Source organism: Lysinibacillus sp. NPDC086135, assembly GCF_044746345.1.
GTDB lineage: Bacteria > Bacillota > Bacilli > Bacillales_A > Planococcaceae > Lysinibacillus.
This window is the reverse complement of sequence record NZ_JBIVCA010000009.1, coordinates 16,257-31,076: the sequence shown is the minus strand read 5'-3', so window position 1 is coordinate 31,076 and position 14,820 is coordinate 16,257. Positions and strand designations below refer to the sequence as shown.

General features: G+C 37.5%; 20 protein-coding genes and 1 pseudogene. 2 read left to right on the top strand and 19 right to left on the bottom strand.

What is annotated here, in order from left to right; genetic code table 11:
* Positions 1 to 44: 44 nt before the first annotated feature.
* Complete coding sequence (locus ACIPKN_RS12910) at positions 45 to 227, bottom strand: hypothetical protein (protein WP_400936558.1); 183 nt, start codon at positions 225 to 227, stop codon at positions 45 to 47.
* A 390-nt stretch (positions 228 to 617) separates the two neighbouring features.
* Here ACIPKN_RS12910 and ACIPKN_RS12905 point away from each other — a divergent pair, with 390 nt between their 5' ends.
* A complete protein-coding gene (locus ACIPKN_RS12905) occupies positions 618 to 926 on the top strand; it encodes a hypothetical protein (protein ID WP_400936556.1) in 309 nt (102 codons plus the stop codon).
* 466 nt (positions 927 to 1,392) lie between these two features.
* Here the strand turns inward: ACIPKN_RS12905 and accC are convergent, their stop codons facing one another.
* From accC to ACIPKN_RS12840, 13 genes are all read right to left on the bottom strand, one after another.
* Positions 1,393 to 2,751 carry an acetyl-CoA carboxylase biotin carboxylase subunit gene (accC, locus tag ACIPKN_RS12900; protein WP_400936554.1) on the bottom strand — a complete coding sequence of 453 codons (1,359 nt, stop codon included), beginning with the start codon at positions 2,749 to 2,751 and terminating at the stop codon, positions 1,393 to 1,395.
* 13 nt (positions 2,752 to 2,764) lie between these two features.
* On the bottom strand, positions 2,765 to 3,265 hold the full coding sequence (gene accB, locus ACIPKN_RS12895) for an acetyl-CoA carboxylase biotin carboxyl carrier protein (protein ID WP_400936552.1): 501 nt from the start codon (positions 3,263 to 3,265) through the stop codon (positions 2,765 to 2,767).
* Positions 3,266 to 3,467: 202 nt separating this feature from the next.
* Complete coding sequence (locus ACIPKN_RS12890) at positions 3,468 to 4,025, bottom strand: SpoIIIAH-like family protein (protein ID WP_142507181.1); 558 nt, start codon at positions 4,023 to 4,025, stop codon at positions 3,468 to 3,470.
* Entirely contained in the window at positions 4,026 to 4,445 is a 420-nt protein-coding gene (locus ACIPKN_RS12885) for a hypothetical protein (RefSeq protein WP_142507182.1), read from the bottom strand.
* A 62-nt stretch (positions 4,446 to 4,507) separates the two neighbouring features.
* Positions 4,508 to 4,651 (bottom strand): hypothetical protein, encoded by a 144-nt coding sequence (locus ACIPKN_RS12880; protein WP_166672062.1) that lies wholly within the window; start codon positions 4,649 to 4,651, stop codon positions 4,508 to 4,510.
* Between the two features lies 1 nt (position 4,652).
* On the bottom strand, positions 4,653 to 5,564 hold the full coding sequence (locus ACIPKN_RS12875) for a stage III sporulation protein AE (protein WP_400936549.1): 912 nt from the start codon (positions 5,562 to 5,564) through the stop codon (positions 4,653 to 4,655).
* A 12-nt stretch (positions 5,565 to 5,576) separates the two neighbouring features.
* On the bottom strand, positions 5,577 to 5,954 hold the full coding sequence (locus ACIPKN_RS12870) for a hypothetical protein (RefSeq protein ID WP_248716406.1): 378 nt from the start codon (positions 5,952 to 5,954) through the stop codon (positions 5,577 to 5,579).
* Between the two features lie 5 nt (positions 5,955 to 5,959).
* On the bottom strand, positions 5,960 to 6,169 hold the full coding sequence (locus tag ACIPKN_RS12865; protein WP_012295089.1) for a hypothetical protein: 210 nt from the start codon (positions 6,167 to 6,169) through the stop codon (positions 5,960 to 5,962).
* 136 nt (positions 6,170 to 6,305) lie between these two features.
* The gene (locus ACIPKN_RS12860) at positions 6,306 to 7,313 is read right to left on the bottom strand and encodes an NAD(P)H-dependent flavin oxidoreductase (protein WP_400936547.1); all 1,008 of its coding nucleotides are present in this window, start codon (positions 7,311 to 7,313) and stop codon (positions 6,306 to 6,308) included.
* A 238-nt stretch (positions 7,314 to 7,551) separates the two neighbouring features.
* A complete protein-coding gene (gene efp, locus ACIPKN_RS12855) occupies positions 7,552 to 8,109 on the bottom strand; it encodes an elongation factor P (RefSeq protein ID WP_142507186.1) in 558 nt (185 codons plus the stop codon).
* A gap of 17 nt (positions 8,110 to 8,126) precedes the next feature.
* On the bottom strand, positions 8,127 to 9,188 hold the full coding sequence (locus ACIPKN_RS12850; RefSeq protein ID WP_132356678.1) for a M24 family metallopeptidase: 1,062 nt from the start codon (positions 9,186 to 9,188) through the stop codon (positions 8,127 to 8,129).
* Positions 9,189 to 9,190: 2 nt separating this feature from the next.
* On the bottom strand, positions 9,191 to 9,625 hold the full coding sequence (aroQ, locus tag ACIPKN_RS12845) for a type II 3-dehydroquinate dehydratase (protein ID WP_142507187.1): 435 nt from the start codon (positions 9,623 to 9,625) through the stop codon (positions 9,191 to 9,193).
* 60 nt (positions 9,626 to 9,685) lie between these two features.
* A complete protein-coding gene (locus tag ACIPKN_RS12840; RefSeq protein ID WP_400936543.1) occupies positions 9,686 to 10,111 on the bottom strand; it encodes a hypothetical protein in 426 nt (141 codons plus the stop codon).
* Positions 10,112 to 10,241: 130 nt separating this feature from the next.
* Here ACIPKN_RS12840 and ACIPKN_RS12835 point away from each other — a divergent pair, with 130 nt between their 5' ends.
* Positions 10,242 to 11,213 (top strand): DUF1385 domain-containing protein, encoded by a 972-nt coding sequence (locus ACIPKN_RS12835; RefSeq protein WP_400936541.1) that lies wholly within the window; start codon positions 10,242 to 10,244, stop codon positions 11,211 to 11,213.
* A gap of 164 nt (positions 11,214 to 11,377) precedes the next feature.
* On the opposite strand, the gene ACIPKN_RS12830 is transcribed toward ACIPKN_RS12835, so the two are convergent.
* The 5 genes and pseudogenes from ACIPKN_RS12830 to ACIPKN_RS12810 all read right to left on the bottom strand — a co-directional run.
* On the bottom strand, positions 11,378 to 12,286 hold the full coding sequence (locus ACIPKN_RS12830) for an NAD(P)H-dependent flavin oxidoreductase (protein ID WP_274068888.1): 909 nt from the start codon (positions 12,284 to 12,286) through the stop codon (positions 11,378 to 11,380).
* A gap of 188 nt (positions 12,287 to 12,474) precedes the next feature.
* Entirely contained in the window at positions 12,475 to 12,828 is a 354-nt protein-coding gene (locus ACIPKN_RS12825) for a hypothetical protein (RefSeq protein ID WP_400936539.1), read from the bottom strand.
* Positions 12,829 to 12,885: 57 nt separating this feature from the next.
* Complete coding sequence (locus ACIPKN_RS12820) at positions 12,886 to 13,167, bottom strand: hypothetical protein (protein ID WP_400936537.1); 282 nt, start codon at positions 13,165 to 13,167, stop codon at positions 12,886 to 12,888.
* 50 nt (positions 13,168 to 13,217) lie between these two features.
* Entirely contained in the window at positions 13,218 to 13,547 is a 330-nt protein-coding gene (locus ACIPKN_RS12815) for a hypothetical protein (protein ID WP_400936535.1), read from the bottom strand.
* Between the two features lie 121 nt (positions 13,548 to 13,668).
* Positions 13,669 to 14,796: pseudogene (locus ACIPKN_RS12810) on the bottom strand (ribonucleoside-diphosphate reductase); the annotation flags it as partial.
* Between the last annotated feature and the right edge of the window lie 24 nt (positions 14,797 to 14,820).

The window sequence follows — 14,820 nt, the reverse complement described above, 5'->3', positions numbered from 1 at the left end:
TTTCGTGCATGTTAATGATTCCGTAAAAATTGCCAACTCCCATCTTAAATAACGTCCATCATTAGCTCGATTTCGGACGCTGCGTAAATTACGTTGTTGACCGTTAAAGGTTCTCCCATGAATACATATAAAGCGCCTTGACCTTCGCTGTAATATACGTCTGTTTTACGCCCAGTCCGTTCGAGTAGTTTGCGTTGGATATTAATAATACTAACTGCAATATTCATTCCATTTAATCCCCCTTATAATTCCGTTTGTTTAAGCGTCGAAACACATAAGATGATAAATACGTCGACTGGCGATTTAAAACCGGTTTTAACTACGTATAAAGGCGTAATAAAGGCGTAATGCTTCCTCATTACTTATACCCGAGCATAATACCGTTTTCAGACAAGATATCTGTAAAAACATTTAACTACTTCCCTCGATGGATCCACGCTGTCTTACCATTGATTTAGGCGGTCATTTAAAGGCAAATCGATGTGTTGTTAGTGTGTTCTTCAAGGCTTACTTCTGAAAAATCTTCCGCATTCAACTATTTAGTCACAAGAAGGAATATTAAAATAAAACGTTGAATTAAGTTTAGAAAATTAATTAATTGGAAGTGGTCATCTAAAATGCAAGAAAAATTAAAAAGTTTTATAAACGATCCCTGGTGGTTGATTTCAACAAGTATGTCTGAATCCTTAACGAAAGAGTTAGAGAAAGAACTTTCACTAAAACACATTCTCTACGGAAAAAAAGCTGTAGCAATGGCTAGAAGAGAAGATAATGATGATGTTATTTTTTGGATTAAAAAGCTAAACAAATATGCTGTTGTTCATTTAACATATTCAAAAGAAACTTCAAATGATTTCCCTATTACATTACTATTTACATTGAGTGAGTTAGAAGAATACTGTAAGACTGTTTCAAAATTTTATTAAACAAACGAAAACTAATAAAAGCTTGGCGCACCTAGCTTTCATTGGCCATTGTTGGTGCAACGATCAGTCGTATTCTTTAATCGTTTGTTTGCGTGCCCGATAAGCGCATTTGTTCTTTAACGATGATTGGCGCGCCGAATATGCACAAATACGATTATCTTTAAACACCCAAATTAACGTCAATCATAATTGTTGGCGCTGTTATTAGCGGTTTATTATTTTCATTTTTAGGCTCATTTTTCATTCAATAGATATTTTCTATATCGAAAATACCGGTACGATGACTATTTTTACGCATAAAAAAGACCCCCTAACGCATCAGTTTCGTTAAAGGGTCTAAAAATCGGATATTCCGTTTTGTTTTATTCCTAATTGTATTCCGCCAACTATTCTGCTGACAAATATCGCATAACTATTGCGCAAGCTTCCCGACTATTAGCCGAGACGGTTAAGCCGCTGATACACCTTACTTGCTTGTCCCCAAAACATCATTCTCTTCTAGGAACTTCGTATTGAATTGTGCTGATTTGAAAACGTCATTGTTCATCAATGCTTGGTGGAATGGAATTGTTGTATTGATCCCAGGACCAGATACTTCAAATTCGCTAAGCGCACGATTCATTTTCGCAATCGCTTCTTCACGTGTATTGGCATGAACAATTAGTTTTGCAACCATAGAGTCATAGTATGGAGGGATTGTATAGCCAGCATATACAGCAGAGTCAATACGTACACCGTAGCCACCTGGAGTTACGTAAGTATCTACAGTACCAGCTGATGGCATGAAGTTTTTATAAGCATTTTCTGCGTTAATACGGCATTCAATTGCCCATCCATTTAATTGAATATCATCTTGAGTGAAAGGAAGTTTTTCACCAGATGCAATTTTTAATTGTTGTTGTACAAGATCTACACCAGAAATCATTTCAGTTACTGGGTGTTCTACTTGGATACGAGTATTCATTTCCATGAAGTAGAATTTATCTTCTTGATAGTCATAAATAAACTCGATTGTTCCGGCACCTTCATAGTTACAAGCTTGTGCAGCTTTAACCGCAGCGGCACCCATTTCAGCACGACGCTCAGAAGATAGCGCTGGAGATGGAGCTTCCTCTACTAATTTCTGCATACGGCGTTGAACGGTACAGTCACGTTCACCTAAATGCACAACGTTACCATAGCCATCCGCTAATACTTGGATTTCACAGTGACGGAAGTACTCGATGAATTTTTCTAAATAGACGCCTGGGTTACCGAATGCTGCAGCAGCCTCTTTTTGCGTAATTTCAATGCCTTTTACAAGTTCTTCTTCTGTACGAGCTACACGGATACCTTTACCGCCACCACCAGCAGTTGCTTTGATGATCACAGGGTAACCAATTTTAGCAGCCCATTCTTTACCTGTTTCGATATTTGGAACAATACCAGTACCCGGAACAAGTGGAACACCTGCTGCTTCCATTGTTGTACGTGCAACGTCTTTAATACCCATAATTTTAATAGAATCAGATGAAGGTCCAATGAACTTAATGCCTGCGTTTTCACAAGCCTCAGCGAAGTCAGCGTTTTCAGATACAAAACCGTAACCTGGATGGATACCGTCTGCACCCGTTTTTTCTGCTACGCTCAGTAAAGCCGGGAAGCTAAGATATGAATCTTTTGATAGCTTTGGCCCGATACAATATGCTTCGTCTGCTAATTTCACATGTAATGCGTCAGCGTCTGCTTCTGAGTATACGGCAACAGATTGAATGCCTAACTCTTTACAAGCACGAATGATACGCACAGCGATTTCGCCGCGGTTTGCAATTAAAACTTTTTTCATGGTTGTGCACTCCTTACTCAGCTTTTACAAGGAATAATGGTTGACCGTATTCTACTAATTCACCGTCTTTAACCAGTACTTCAACGATTTCCCCTTGAACTTCTGCTTCAATTTCGTTGAATAGTTTCATAGCTTCTACGATACATACGATTGTTTCATTACCAACTTTGTCCCCCATTTTAACATAAGCTGGTGAATCTGGATTTGGAGATTGATAAAACGTTCCAACCATCGGTGATACAATTTTATGTAACGATGGGTCGTTATTTGCTTGTGCTGCTGCTGGTGCTTCTTCAGCTTTTGCTGGAGTAGCTGGTGCTACAGGAGCTGCTACAGGCGAAGGCTGTTGTATAACAGGTGCAACTGCTTCTTTTTTAGGTGCTACAGTATCAGTAACAACAACAACATTCTTTTTTAATTTAACTTTTGCGCCATCTACTTCGTAAACGAACTCGTCAATCGAAGAAGAATCTACTAATTTAATAATTTCGCGAATTTCTTGAATTTTGAACATTTCTAACTCTCCTTATGAAATAAAATCTACTACAAACACTATTTTATATTTTTTTCGAACAATTTGAAATACTTTAATGCAAATTAAGTAAATATGAACAAAATAAAAGGCTTTCCTTTAATAAACGAAAGCCTTTTCATTATACTGATATATAACAACAGTTTCAAATAAACGGAAAATTCCTATTTATCTTTCTATTTTTTTAATAGTTATTCGCGCTGAATTTTACTTGGACGTCATTTGCGCCTTCCATCTCTGTTTTTACCAAGTAAATAATTTCATTTGCTTGAGCTTTTGACAGCTCCTCCGCCATAACAGTTACCTGTACTTTACCACTATCTGCTCGTACAAACGCATCAGAGTAACCTAAAGATTTAATGAGCATTTCTAACATTGCTTCAGAGGATTCTTGTTTAATAAGGTTATCCATGTCATTATACGCCTTACTTTTTTCTTCTGCTGTGTAATCTTTTGAACCGATCTTCTGTTCTAATTGCAAACGAAGCTGGCTTCTTTCATCACTAACTTGCATGCGCATTTCTTCAAATAAATGACTTGGAGAAGATACTTCCTTCGTCTCTCCCTCTTTCGTTGCTTCTTGATCAGTCACACCCGTTACCGCAGTTTGCTGTAATGCGTCATCTGTGAAAATAGTTAGTCCATTAAATTGTTTTGCTGGATCAACCAAATAATACACTGAGATAACCGCTACTAGACTTAATAATGTCATAAACCAAACTGTTCTTCTACGTACGCGCATTTACTTTTCCTCCTTATTTTCCATTGGAACGATAATAATTCGATGAATCGGCAATTGCATTACTTGACTAACAACAGCACGAATTTCATTTTTCACAAAGATATCTGATGCTCCTTCTGAAACAATTAGCATCCCTGTTACTTCTTTCGTACCTTGTTCAGTTCCTCGAAAATATTGACTGAATAGTTTATTGTCATCCTTCTCAGCTGTCATATCTCCGTAATAAAAATAGACTTTAACCTCCCCAACACCTTTCATAGCCTTCAGTGTCTGCTCAAGTTTTGCTTCATTGGTCATCGATGTTACTTGCCCATTCGTTGTACCCGTTTGATACATTGGTAAAATGATGAAAATTCCCACGGAGGCAGCAATAAGCATTAAGACTATAAATGACGTTGTTTTTTTTCGTTTCTTTTCCACATCACTTGTACATTGCCTCCTTTCATCTTCTCTTTTTCAAGTGTATGTACGCTTGTTTCCTCCTATGAATTGATAAATGGAATCTTTAATAGCAATTGCAAAAATACTAACGTAATAACAAGCTTTGTAAGTGAAATTATTTCTTTATCATCTGTTAGAAACACAAATATCTGACAGATAAAGAGCATCGCTAATAAAAGAATCAATCTATCTCCCCCCAGCCATAACTTGCACAAAAACGATGAGGAATAAACAAGAAAACATAAATGAAAAAGCAATTAGAAATGATACAGCACATAAGGTAAATAGAGACTTACTAACATGATCAAGTAGTTTACAAATATCATCAAAAGCAATTGGTTCTAAAATAGCAGCTAACATTTTCAATGAATACGCACTGATAACAAGCTGAACTGTTGGAATGAACGACACGGTAATAACCGCTATAAAAGCAGAAATACTAGTAATAGAAGAGGAAAATTGTGTCATATGCTGGAACATCGAAAAACTATCTACTATAAAGGAACCAACAACTGGAATATTTTCCTCTATTAATTTCTTCACAGGCTCTGCAACAGCTGCGCTGACACTAAATGCAGCCACCCCACTCGCAGACATTAAAATGATGTAACAAATTACAGATGCCGAGACGATGCTCATTATGGTAAAACGAATCAATTCGGCAATTCTCGTAAACGAAATTTCTTTAACAATGACACTGCAGACATCAAACACAATGGCAAAAAGCACTCCTGGAATAAGCCATTTACTACTAATAATCGTTAAGACTTGTACAAAGAAAAGTAAAAAAGGCTGCCAAGACGCAATCGCTGTAATACTGCTAGATAAAAGAAAACTTGAAGTAAGAATGGGATAAAATGCAGTAAATATATGAGCAAGCCCCTGTGCTATTTCGTCTATTAAATTAAATGAACTCACAACAACTGGTCCAATAGTTGCCAGTACAATAAGAAAGAAAAGTATCCTTGTCCCTCTTTCAAATTCTGGTAAAATCATATTTACGATCAAAATAATAATGACATAGCCACACAAAATAAGCGTCATCTTCAGCAATAGGAAAAATGGATCAGTTAAAAACGAAACTATTTGCTCTAGCAATGTCTTCGCCCCTTAGTTTAGCCGTTGTAAAATGGCCGACACCTCCTGTAAAACAGCCAAAAATTCCTTAAACCAGTACAACAAAATAACAATCTTGACCCCATCATAGACAATATGCCCGAGTACTTTATAGCTTTGTTCCACAAGTAAAAAAGACACCCATTGCCCTACATAGAAAAGGCTAGCACTTACTACAATTGCTTTTGCATATGGCAAAAAAGCTAATGTCTCAAGCAATTGCTTGATGAATGGCAATAGGAGTGTAGAAAACAACATACCAAACAGCAAAAACGAAAACATTACACTAATCAGCGCATGGAGTGGCTTTATGACTTCTTTTATAAGCAATAATAAAAGCAGCATGACAACAGCAACAATGACAATTTCCATTTACACTACCCGGAAGAGGTTAGCCATTGAAAGAATGTAAGAATTTCATTGAAAAATAGACGTAAAAATCGCAGTAATTCCGCTGTCATATATAAGTAGGCAATGAAAAATAGGAAAAATGAAAATTCCTTTTTTCCTGTTTGATCAAAGAAGACATGAAGAAGCGCAACTACTAGTCCCACTCCAGCGACTCTTAATACGTCTTGTAATTCCATTTCATACGCCCCCTCGTGTACAGCAATATATGTTGCTACCCTCAAAAAAAGACCTCCATACATACGTATAGAGATCTTAGTATTTTTATGAAATTAATGATGCCTCAGCATCACTTCATCCGGAATCGGAAAGAAGTTACAGCAGCTTGGCAATAATGCTTTTCACAGTACCGGGTTGTTTCACTAAATAGCTCTTTTCACCCATCCACATCGATAAATATTCGGCTTTGCCCTGTTTTGCACTTTCTTTACGAATAGTAGTAGTTAAATCATTTTGCAATGGATAAGGTGCTACAACAGCATCTTTCATACGTTCGGTAAAAGCATTTGCTAAGCCTCTTGCTGGTTTACCAGAAAAAGCACGAGTAATTGTCGTCTGCTGCGCTGTCGATTCAAGCAAGGCATTTTTATAAAGAGGTGAAATTTCACATTCATCCGCTACTAATAAGGCTGTACCAATTTGAACCGCTTGGGCACCCCTTGCTAGTGCTTTACTTACATCTTCCTTTGTGACAACGCCCCCAGCAGCAATAATCGGTATGGCAATTTGTCCTACTACTTGCTGCAGTAAATCATGCAAATCAATTAATTGCATTGGTTCAGTGAAAGAACCCCGATGACCACCAGCTTCACCACCCTGAAGGACAACAGCTTGCATCCCTGCTTGTTCTACACGCTTTGCTTCCTCTAATGTAGTAGCTGTACCAATAACATAAACATTGTTATCCTTTAAACGATGAATAACTTCTGCTGAAGGAATGCCAAACGTAAAGGAACAAATGGCGACATTTTCATCAAGAACAGCTTGTACTTGTTCTGCAAATACTTCCTTGGACACAACACTTTGTACAGGTGAAAGTCCAAGCTCATCATAAAACGGTTGTAAAGCCATTCGAGCTTTTTGAAGTACATCGATATCAATACGCGGCTCTTCCTGTACAAATAAATTAACAGCAAATGGCTTTTTCGTTAGCTTTTTAACTTCCTGAATAAAACTTTTTGTTTGCTTCCCATCTAAATAGCCTGCTCCAATAGAACCTAAAATCCCTTCCTCTGCACAGGCAGCAACAAATTTTGGCGTTGTTACACCGGCCATTGGAGCCTGTATTATTGGAGACGTGGTCTCAAAAATTGTTTGTAACATAGCATTCACTCCTTACTATTATTGTAAACAACTTTTCCAAATATGACCACATATCAAATAATAAAAACTCTTTTTATACAAAGAGGTTGCTATTTTTCTGGATCATCACCAAAATGTGTGGTTGATTTCCGTTGTGACTGACTTCCTCTATTTCAAAGGATATTTGGGGCACCCGCTGTAAGAAGTTAAAAAAACCTACCCTTTTGTTAAAAAAGAGTAGGCTGAATGCTTTTATTTATTACGCACGAGAAACGTAAGAAGCTTCTTCTGTATTGATGATTAACTTATCACCTTGGTTTACGAAGAATGGCACTTGTACAGTAAGACCAGTTTCAAGAGTTGCTGGTTTTGTACCACCAGAAGCTGTATCACCTTTGATACCAGGCTCTGTTTCTGTTACTTCTAGCTCAACAGTGTTTGGTAATTCAACACCTAGCATTTCACTTTGGTATGATTGAATATGAACTTCCATGTTTTCTTTTAGGAATTTCAATTCATATTCAATTGCAGCTGAAGAAAGTTCAGTTTGCTCATATGATTCTAAGTCCATGAAAACATGATCGTCACCTTGTGCATAAAGGTATTGCATTTTACGGTTATCGATTTGTGCTTTTTCAACTTTCTCACCAGCACGGAAAGTTTTTTCATTTACTGAACCGTTACGTAAGTTACGTAATTTAGAGCGTACGAACGCAGCACCTTTACCTGGTTTAACGTGTTGGAAATCTAACACGCGATATAATTGGCCATCTACAATAATTGTTAGACCTGTACGGAAATCGTTTACTGAAATCATTTGTGTTCCTCCATAGTTTATAAAATAATAAGTTCTTTTGACGAATGAGTAAGCAGTTCATTACCTGTCTCTGTGATTAAAATATCGTCCTCGATACGTACACCACCGATTCCCGGTAAATAAACTCCTGGTTCAATCGTTACGGCCATACCTGGCTCTAGCACCGCTTCTGAACGTATTGATAAGCCAGGGCCTTCATGTACTTCAAGACCAATCCCGTGTCCTAATGAATGACCAAATGCCGCGCCATATCCTTTTTCTGTTAAGTAGTTACGCGCAATCGCATCCGCTTGAATCCCTGTGAAGCCAGGGCCAACCTTTTCAAGTGCTAAAAGCTGGGAAGCAAGTACTGCGTTGTACATATCCACTAATTTTTCAGATGGCTCGCCAACTGCAACAGTACGTGTAATATCCGAGATATAGCCATTGTACAATGCTCCATAGTCTAATGTGACAAAGTCGCCTTTTTCAATCACTTTATTCGTTGCAACGCCATGTGGTAAAGCTGAGCGAAGACCAGACGCAACAATTATATCAAACGAGGATTGAGTTGCTCCTTGTTTACGCATGAAAAATTCTAATTCATTCGAAACTTCAAGCTCTGTTTTACCAGGCTTGATGAAGTTTAAGATATGTGTAAATGCGTGATCAGCAATTTCACACGCAACCTTAATAATATTAATCTCTTGTTGCGTCTTAATCAAGCGAATTTTTTCAATTAGCCCAGAAATCGGCACTAAATCAGCTTGAATTTTATTTTTATACAGCTCATATGTGCCATAGCTAACAGTATCTTTCTCAAAGCCCAATAATTTGATACCCATATTTTTTACTTGTGTTGCAATTTCTTCAATGATCGTCGCCTCATGCTTTACAATTCGGAAGTCCTGTACTTGCGCAGCTGCTTGCTCTGTATAACGAAAATCCGTGATAAACACAGCATCATTTTGAGACACAATCGCTACGCCCGCTGTTCCTGTAAAACCAGTCATATAACGACGATTGTACTCGTTTGTAATTAAAATGCCGTCAATATTTTGTTCTTGAAGTGCCTTACGAAGCTTTTGTAATTTCATCATAATCAATTCTCCCTCTCAATAAATGTGCGTAGTGCCAGTTCATAGCCTTTCGTACCTAGTCCACTGATTTGACCAAGGCATGCCGGAGCGAGATAAGAATGATGACGGAAAGCCTCACGTTTATGGATATTTGAAATATGTACTTCTATAACCGGCACAGAAATCCCTGCTATTGCATCATGTAACGCAATGCTTGTATGGGTATATGCACCAGGATTAAAGATTATACCATCATATTTTTCGTCCTCTGCTTCATGTACCCAATCAACAAGTACCCCTTCATGATTAGATTGACGAAACTCGACAGTGGCACCTAAAGACGCCGCAAGATTCTGAATATTGTTTTTCACATCTTCTAATGTTTCGTAACCATAAATATGTGGCTCTCGTTTACCTAGTCGATTTAAATTAGGTCCATTCAAACATAATAACTTCACGCATATTCGCCTCTTTCTATGTACTTGCCATTATTTTATCATACAAGGCGCATACAGCAACTAATTTCCTTTTTGTGCTGTGTGCTCCTTTTGATGAAAATTCGCAGTTTCAAGCAAGAAACGTAATAGACAAATAACAATGACTATGAAAGGGATCGAGAGTTTTTTAAAGGAAGAAGATTGTAAAGGCAAATCCAGAACAATCCATTCTAATGTGATGGACAAAAAAAGACCAAGTAAAAAAGAAGATAGCACAGCTGGGATAATATAGACATATCTCAATGTAATAAATAATAAAAATCCAATCAAAAATAAGACTAGGATGAGAAAGCTCCATTGAAATAGTTTTGAGCTACCTTCAAATATATCCCACTTCTTATAAAAACCTATTGGATTCCATTTAATAAGATGAAAGTATTGAAGTCCCTTTAAACACAATGCTAAAACTAGTGCGCTAACGAGCGATGTTATACTAGCTACTTTCAAGTAAAATCCTCCTAACTTGTACCCGAGTATATGTTCAAACGTTAATCATTTCCTAAACTGTACGATTAGTGTAACCATATAAAAATTTTACTATGCGTAACTCTAGAGGTTTTTCACTAAATTTAGTACAATGGTACAGTTGAAATATATAAAGAGAGTGGTGTTAGCCTTGAGCAATTCACCTGTATACGGGGGACAAGCACAGTTAGAAGGTGTAATGTTCGGAGGAAAGGAACATACGATTACCGCTATTCGCCGTAACGATGATTCCATTGATTATTATCATTTTAAAAAAGTTCAAAACCCTATTTTACAAAAGCTTAAAAAAATTCCATTGGTACGGGGCGTTGTCGCACTGATTGAATCAGCCGGTTTAGGCTCTCGCCATATGCAATTTTCAGGAGACCGTTACGACGTTACACCTGGCGAAGAAGCAGAGCATAAAGAGGAAGGCTCGAGACTTCAAATGATTTTAGGAGTTGCAGTTGTAGGTATCCTTTCCTTTTTATTTGGTAAATTTGCCTTTACATTAATTCCTGTATTTATTGCAGATTTTTTCTCTAAATGGATAGAGGGCAAAACCGGTCAAATTTTACTTGAAAGCGGCATTAAGCTATTTTTACTACTTACCTATTTGTATTTTATATCTTTAACTCCGCTAATTAAACGAGTGTTCCAATATCACGGTGCAGAACATAAGGTTATAAATTGCTATGAAGCTGGTATGGACGTAACAGTGGAAAATGTGCAAGCACAATCACGCTTACACTATCGTTGCGGTAGTAGTTTTATGCTGTTCACTGTGTTTGTAGGCATGTTTTTATATTTCTTCGTACCAACTGATCCACTTTGGTTACGCATTTTGGACCGTATTCTCTTAATTCCCGTTGTTCTTGGTATATCATTTGAAGTACTTCAAGCGACAAATGCATGCCGTAATATTCCTGTGTTACGCTTCCTTGGCTATCCAGGCTTATGGCTACAATTACTGACAACACGTGAGCCTAAGGATGAACAAGTAGAAGTAGCTATCGCTTCCTTCAATATGCTGCTTCAAGTTGAGCAGCAACCAGAAATCGCCGCTACTTTGAATCATGATTAATTAATTATGCCTCGGCATAATTCCGACATCTGTCGGAGGCTTTAGGCCAGCTAATATTGGTCACTTAGCCACAGAGTTCCACTATTTAGGCGGATGAATGAACATCCACTTAAAGTTAAAGGGGCAAGTCCATATTTAGTTGGACTTGCCCCTTTTTATAGTTTTTATAATGACTGTACAGCAATTATTTGCTGCTTTGCTTTCTCGTACTCTACTTCCAAAGTTTTAAGTATTTCACGAACGGACTCGCGTTTGACAATGTTTGTGATGCCATGTCCGGCAGACCAAATATCTCGCCATGCCTTGACATTTACTAGATGTGTTAAATCAATGTCCTCTCTCGGCTTCAATGTTGCAGGATCAATGCCTTCCTTTAATAAGGATGGAATTAACACATTTACATGGACACCGCTAAAGGCGTCGGTATATAAAATATCAGAGGTATCACTGTCAATCACCATATTTTTGTACTCCTCAGGCGCATTTCCTTCATCACAAGCTAAAAAACGAGTACCCATATAGGCAAAGTCTGCTCCCATTATTTGAGCGGCTAATACGTCTGCACCGCTAGAGATGGAGCCTGATAAAATGATCGTTCCCGTAAAGAATTTCTTAACCGCAGATACAAAGCCAAATGGGTTCAGTTGCCCGCCATGCCCACCAGCACCTGCACAAACAAGAATTAGTCCGTCTACACCTGTTGCCGCAGATTTTTCGGCATGTTTAACGTTCGCAACATCTGCATAGACCTTTCCTCCATAGCCGTGAACAATGTCTATAACTCTCTTAGGATTACCTAATGAAGTAATGACAATTGGTGGCTGGAATTGTTCAATTAACTGTAAATCTTCCTCAAAACGTGGATTCGCTACAGGGTGACATATAAAGTTGACTGCCCATTGCTCAGTAGGTAGCGCCTTTTTTATTTCTTCTAGCCACTCAGCACATGCTGAAGCGGGTCTTGCATTTAATAATGGAAATGAACCGATAGCCCCTGCTCTACTAGCTTCAATAACCATCTTAGGGTTAGAAACTAAAAACATCGGAGCTACTATAATTGGTAAACTAGACATACACTCTCCCCCTTATACTTAAATATTTCGAGAGAGTTCCTGAAAATCCTACTAAAAAATTCAAATTTTTTGTTTGCCCCCACAACTTAGGGCATCCCCCTCATTAAAAAATATGGTTTTAGTTTGGTCGCTTATTTTAGAACCCTTGATATTTTAAGGGATTAAAATTATGAAATTAACTCAATTAATTATTTTGACCATATTGTTCTTTTGTTATCATCTTTTATTAAAACTACTTCTGAAAAATCCCCATAATCTCTCTTTTCTAGTGAAATGTTGAAATTATCAAGAGAGTTACCGAAATTTATCAACTTAGACTTAATATTAATATAGATTACACCATCTTTTTCCCATATTTTTTCACCAGAATAAGAGGAACCACTTTCAGCAATACTTCCTTTAATTAAAATTTTCTCATCTCCTATATTAACTTCACTTATTGCAATACTTTCAGGTGATACCGTTGTCGTAAAAAAAATCATGGCTATACCTCCTACAGCTAAAATAATTATTATTAAGGTAATTATTAAGCCCTTTTTCATACAATCCCCACCTCGATTTCCCTAAATTTATAATTGTTATTATAGTTTAATAGAGACTTAATTCCACTGAGTACTTTGTGAGGGTGATCCTGTCCCATTTGCATAATAGACTTTATACGTATGTGTAAAACCTAGTCCACTCACATATCCTGTTTTACTCTTGATACTATCTCCCAAAGTTGTAGGAGTTTTTATTGTTGAGCCTGCACTTAGTTTAACAGAAGAAACTGAATTCCATACATCTACAGCAAAGCTAGAGCAGTTGTTTAATGTTGACCAAGAATCTCCATTAATTATTTTTGAATTTATTGTATCTAATTGAGCCTGTGTTAAATCCATACTCAAAGATACTCGATTTGAATAAGCTCCTTGAGAAACAAATTTTGATTCTAATCCATACCATAAACCAGTATGTTCAGATTTATTTCCCATGTCCCTACAGATATTAATTTATATTGCGCTATACCACTAAGCTTGCCGACACTGATTGAAGTTGATTTATAATTAGATACTGTTATCCATGCCTGTCCAGAGGTACTTGGAATCGAGCTCCCATTATCTGCGTCTGAACTAGCATAAATAGTTAAACCAGCAACTGCATTAGTTTTGGCAAAAGGAACTATATCAGTAGTTTCACCTAATGTCGGCTCTGCTATTACGTCAGTTGATGCAAAAGCCTTTAAAGGAGAAAATGCTACTAAAACTAGTGAAAGTAACAATAGTGTACTGAATAAGATTTTTTCAAGTTAATTCCTCCTAAATTTAATTTTTTGATAAATAAATGAAGATAAAAAAAGTGCCTATCCGTCTTTTTGACGAGATAGACACTTTTTCATTATTTTATAGGCCACATTTTAACTGTGCAGCACAGTTTGTACAAGTATTACAGCCACCGATTTCCTCTACAGTTCCTTTACGGCATACAGGGCAAGTATTCCCTACATCCGAACCGATAACTGTTGTCGATTCTAACGCTTGAATCGTATCTACTAATACAACCGGACGCTTCGTTGGTACTTCTACTAATTCTTCCTCGAATGATAGTTGATCCATATCATTTTCTTCAGCTTTTAGTGTCAGTACTTGTGAATCACGGCTACCATCTACATAGACCGTACCACCTTTAGCGCCACCTTTATATAAACGCTCGTACACTTTTTCAACTTGTTGTACTGTATAACCTTTTGGTGCGTTTACCGTTTTTGAAATGGATGAATCAATCCATTTTTGGATGATACATTGTACATCAGCATGCGCCTCTGGTTTTAACTCCATCGCCGTCACAAACCATTCAGGAAGTTCGTTCTCACTCACTTCTGGATGACGTTCTAAATATTCTTGTACGATCTCTGCTTTTACCTCGATGAATTTACCTAGACGACCTGAGCGGTAATATGTGAACGAGAAGTATGGCTCAAGACCAGTTGCCACGCCAACCATCGTCCCAGTAGAACCAGTTGGAGCTACTGTTAGTAAATGCGAGTTGCGAATACCAGTTGCTAAAATTTGCTCTTTAATATGTGCAGGCATTTTTTGCATGAAGCCTGTTTCAGTAAATGCTTTACGTAAACGTGCTGTCTCTTCCTCTGTTGCTCCTACAAGGAATGGGAAGCTACCGCGTTCTTTTGCAAGCTCTGTTGACGCCTCATACGCAGTTTCAGCAATCGTTTTAAAGATTTCATCGACTAGCTCATTACCAGCTTCTGAACCATATTCTTTCTCACAATAAATGAGTAAGTCCGCTAAGCCCATTACGCCCAAGCCAACACGACGCTCTCCAAGAGCTTGTACACGGTTTTCTTCTAAGAAGTATGGTGTAGCATCAATAACATTATCTTGCATACGAACACCAACACGAACTGTTTCACGTAGTGCTTCGTAATCAATTGTTTGATCTTCTTTATTTGCAAACTGCGCTAAGTTCACAGCTGCTAAGTTACACACAGAATATGGTGCAAGTGGTTGTTCCAATTATTGTTATCCTAAAGGCTT

Coding starts and splice junctions, on each gene's coding strand:
- ACIPKN_RS12910 (WP_400936558.1), bottom strand. CDS start 227: ATGAATATTGCAGTTAGTATTATTAATATCCAACGCAAACTACTCGAA.
- ACIPKN_RS12905 (WP_400936556.1), top strand. CDS start 618: ATGCAAGAAAAATTAAAAAGTTTTATAAACGATCCCTGGTGGTTGATT.
- accC (WP_400936554.1), bottom strand. CDS start 2,751: ATGAAAAAAGTTTTAATTGCAAACCGCGGCGAAATCGCTGTGCGTATC.
- accB (WP_400936552.1), bottom strand. CDS start 3,265: ATGTTCAAAATTCAAGAAATTCGCGAAATTATTAAATTAGTAGATTCT.
- ACIPKN_RS12890 (WP_142507181.1), bottom strand. CDS start 4,025: ATGCGCGTACGTAGAAGAACAGTTTGGTTTATGACATTATTAAGTCTA.
- ACIPKN_RS12870 (WP_248716406.1), bottom strand. CDS start 5,954: ATGGAAATTGTCATTGTTGCTGTTGTCATGCTGCTTTTATTATTGCTT.
- ACIPKN_RS12865 (WP_012295089.1), bottom strand. CDS start 6,169: ATGGAATTACAAGACGTATTAAGAGTCGCTGGAGTGGGACTAGTAGTT.
- ACIPKN_RS12860 (WP_400936547.1), bottom strand. CDS start 7,313: ATGTTACAAACAATTTTTGAGACCACGTCTCCAATAATACAGGCTCCA.
- efp (WP_142507186.1), bottom strand. CDS start 8,109: ATGATTTCAGTAAACGATTTCCGTACAGGTCTAACAATTATTGTAGAT.
- ACIPKN_RS12850 (WP_132356678.1), bottom strand. CDS start 9,188: ATGATGAAATTACAAAAGCTTCGTAAGGCACTTCAAGAACAAAATATT.
- ACIPKN_RS12835 (WP_400936541.1), top strand. CDS start 10,242: ATGGTACAGTTGAAATATATAAAGAGAGTGGTGTTAGCCTTGAGCAAT.
- ACIPKN_RS12830 (WP_274068888.1), bottom strand. CDS start 12,286: ATGTCTAGTTTACCAATTATAGTAGCTCCGATGTTTTTAGTTTCTAAC.
- ACIPKN_RS12825 (WP_400936539.1), bottom strand. CDS start 12,828: ATGAAAAAGGGCTTAATAATTACCTTAATAATAATTATTTTAGCTGTA.
- ACIPKN_RS12820 (WP_400936537.1), bottom strand. CDS start 13,167: ATGGATTTAACACAGGCTCAATTAGATACAATAAATTCAAAAATAATT.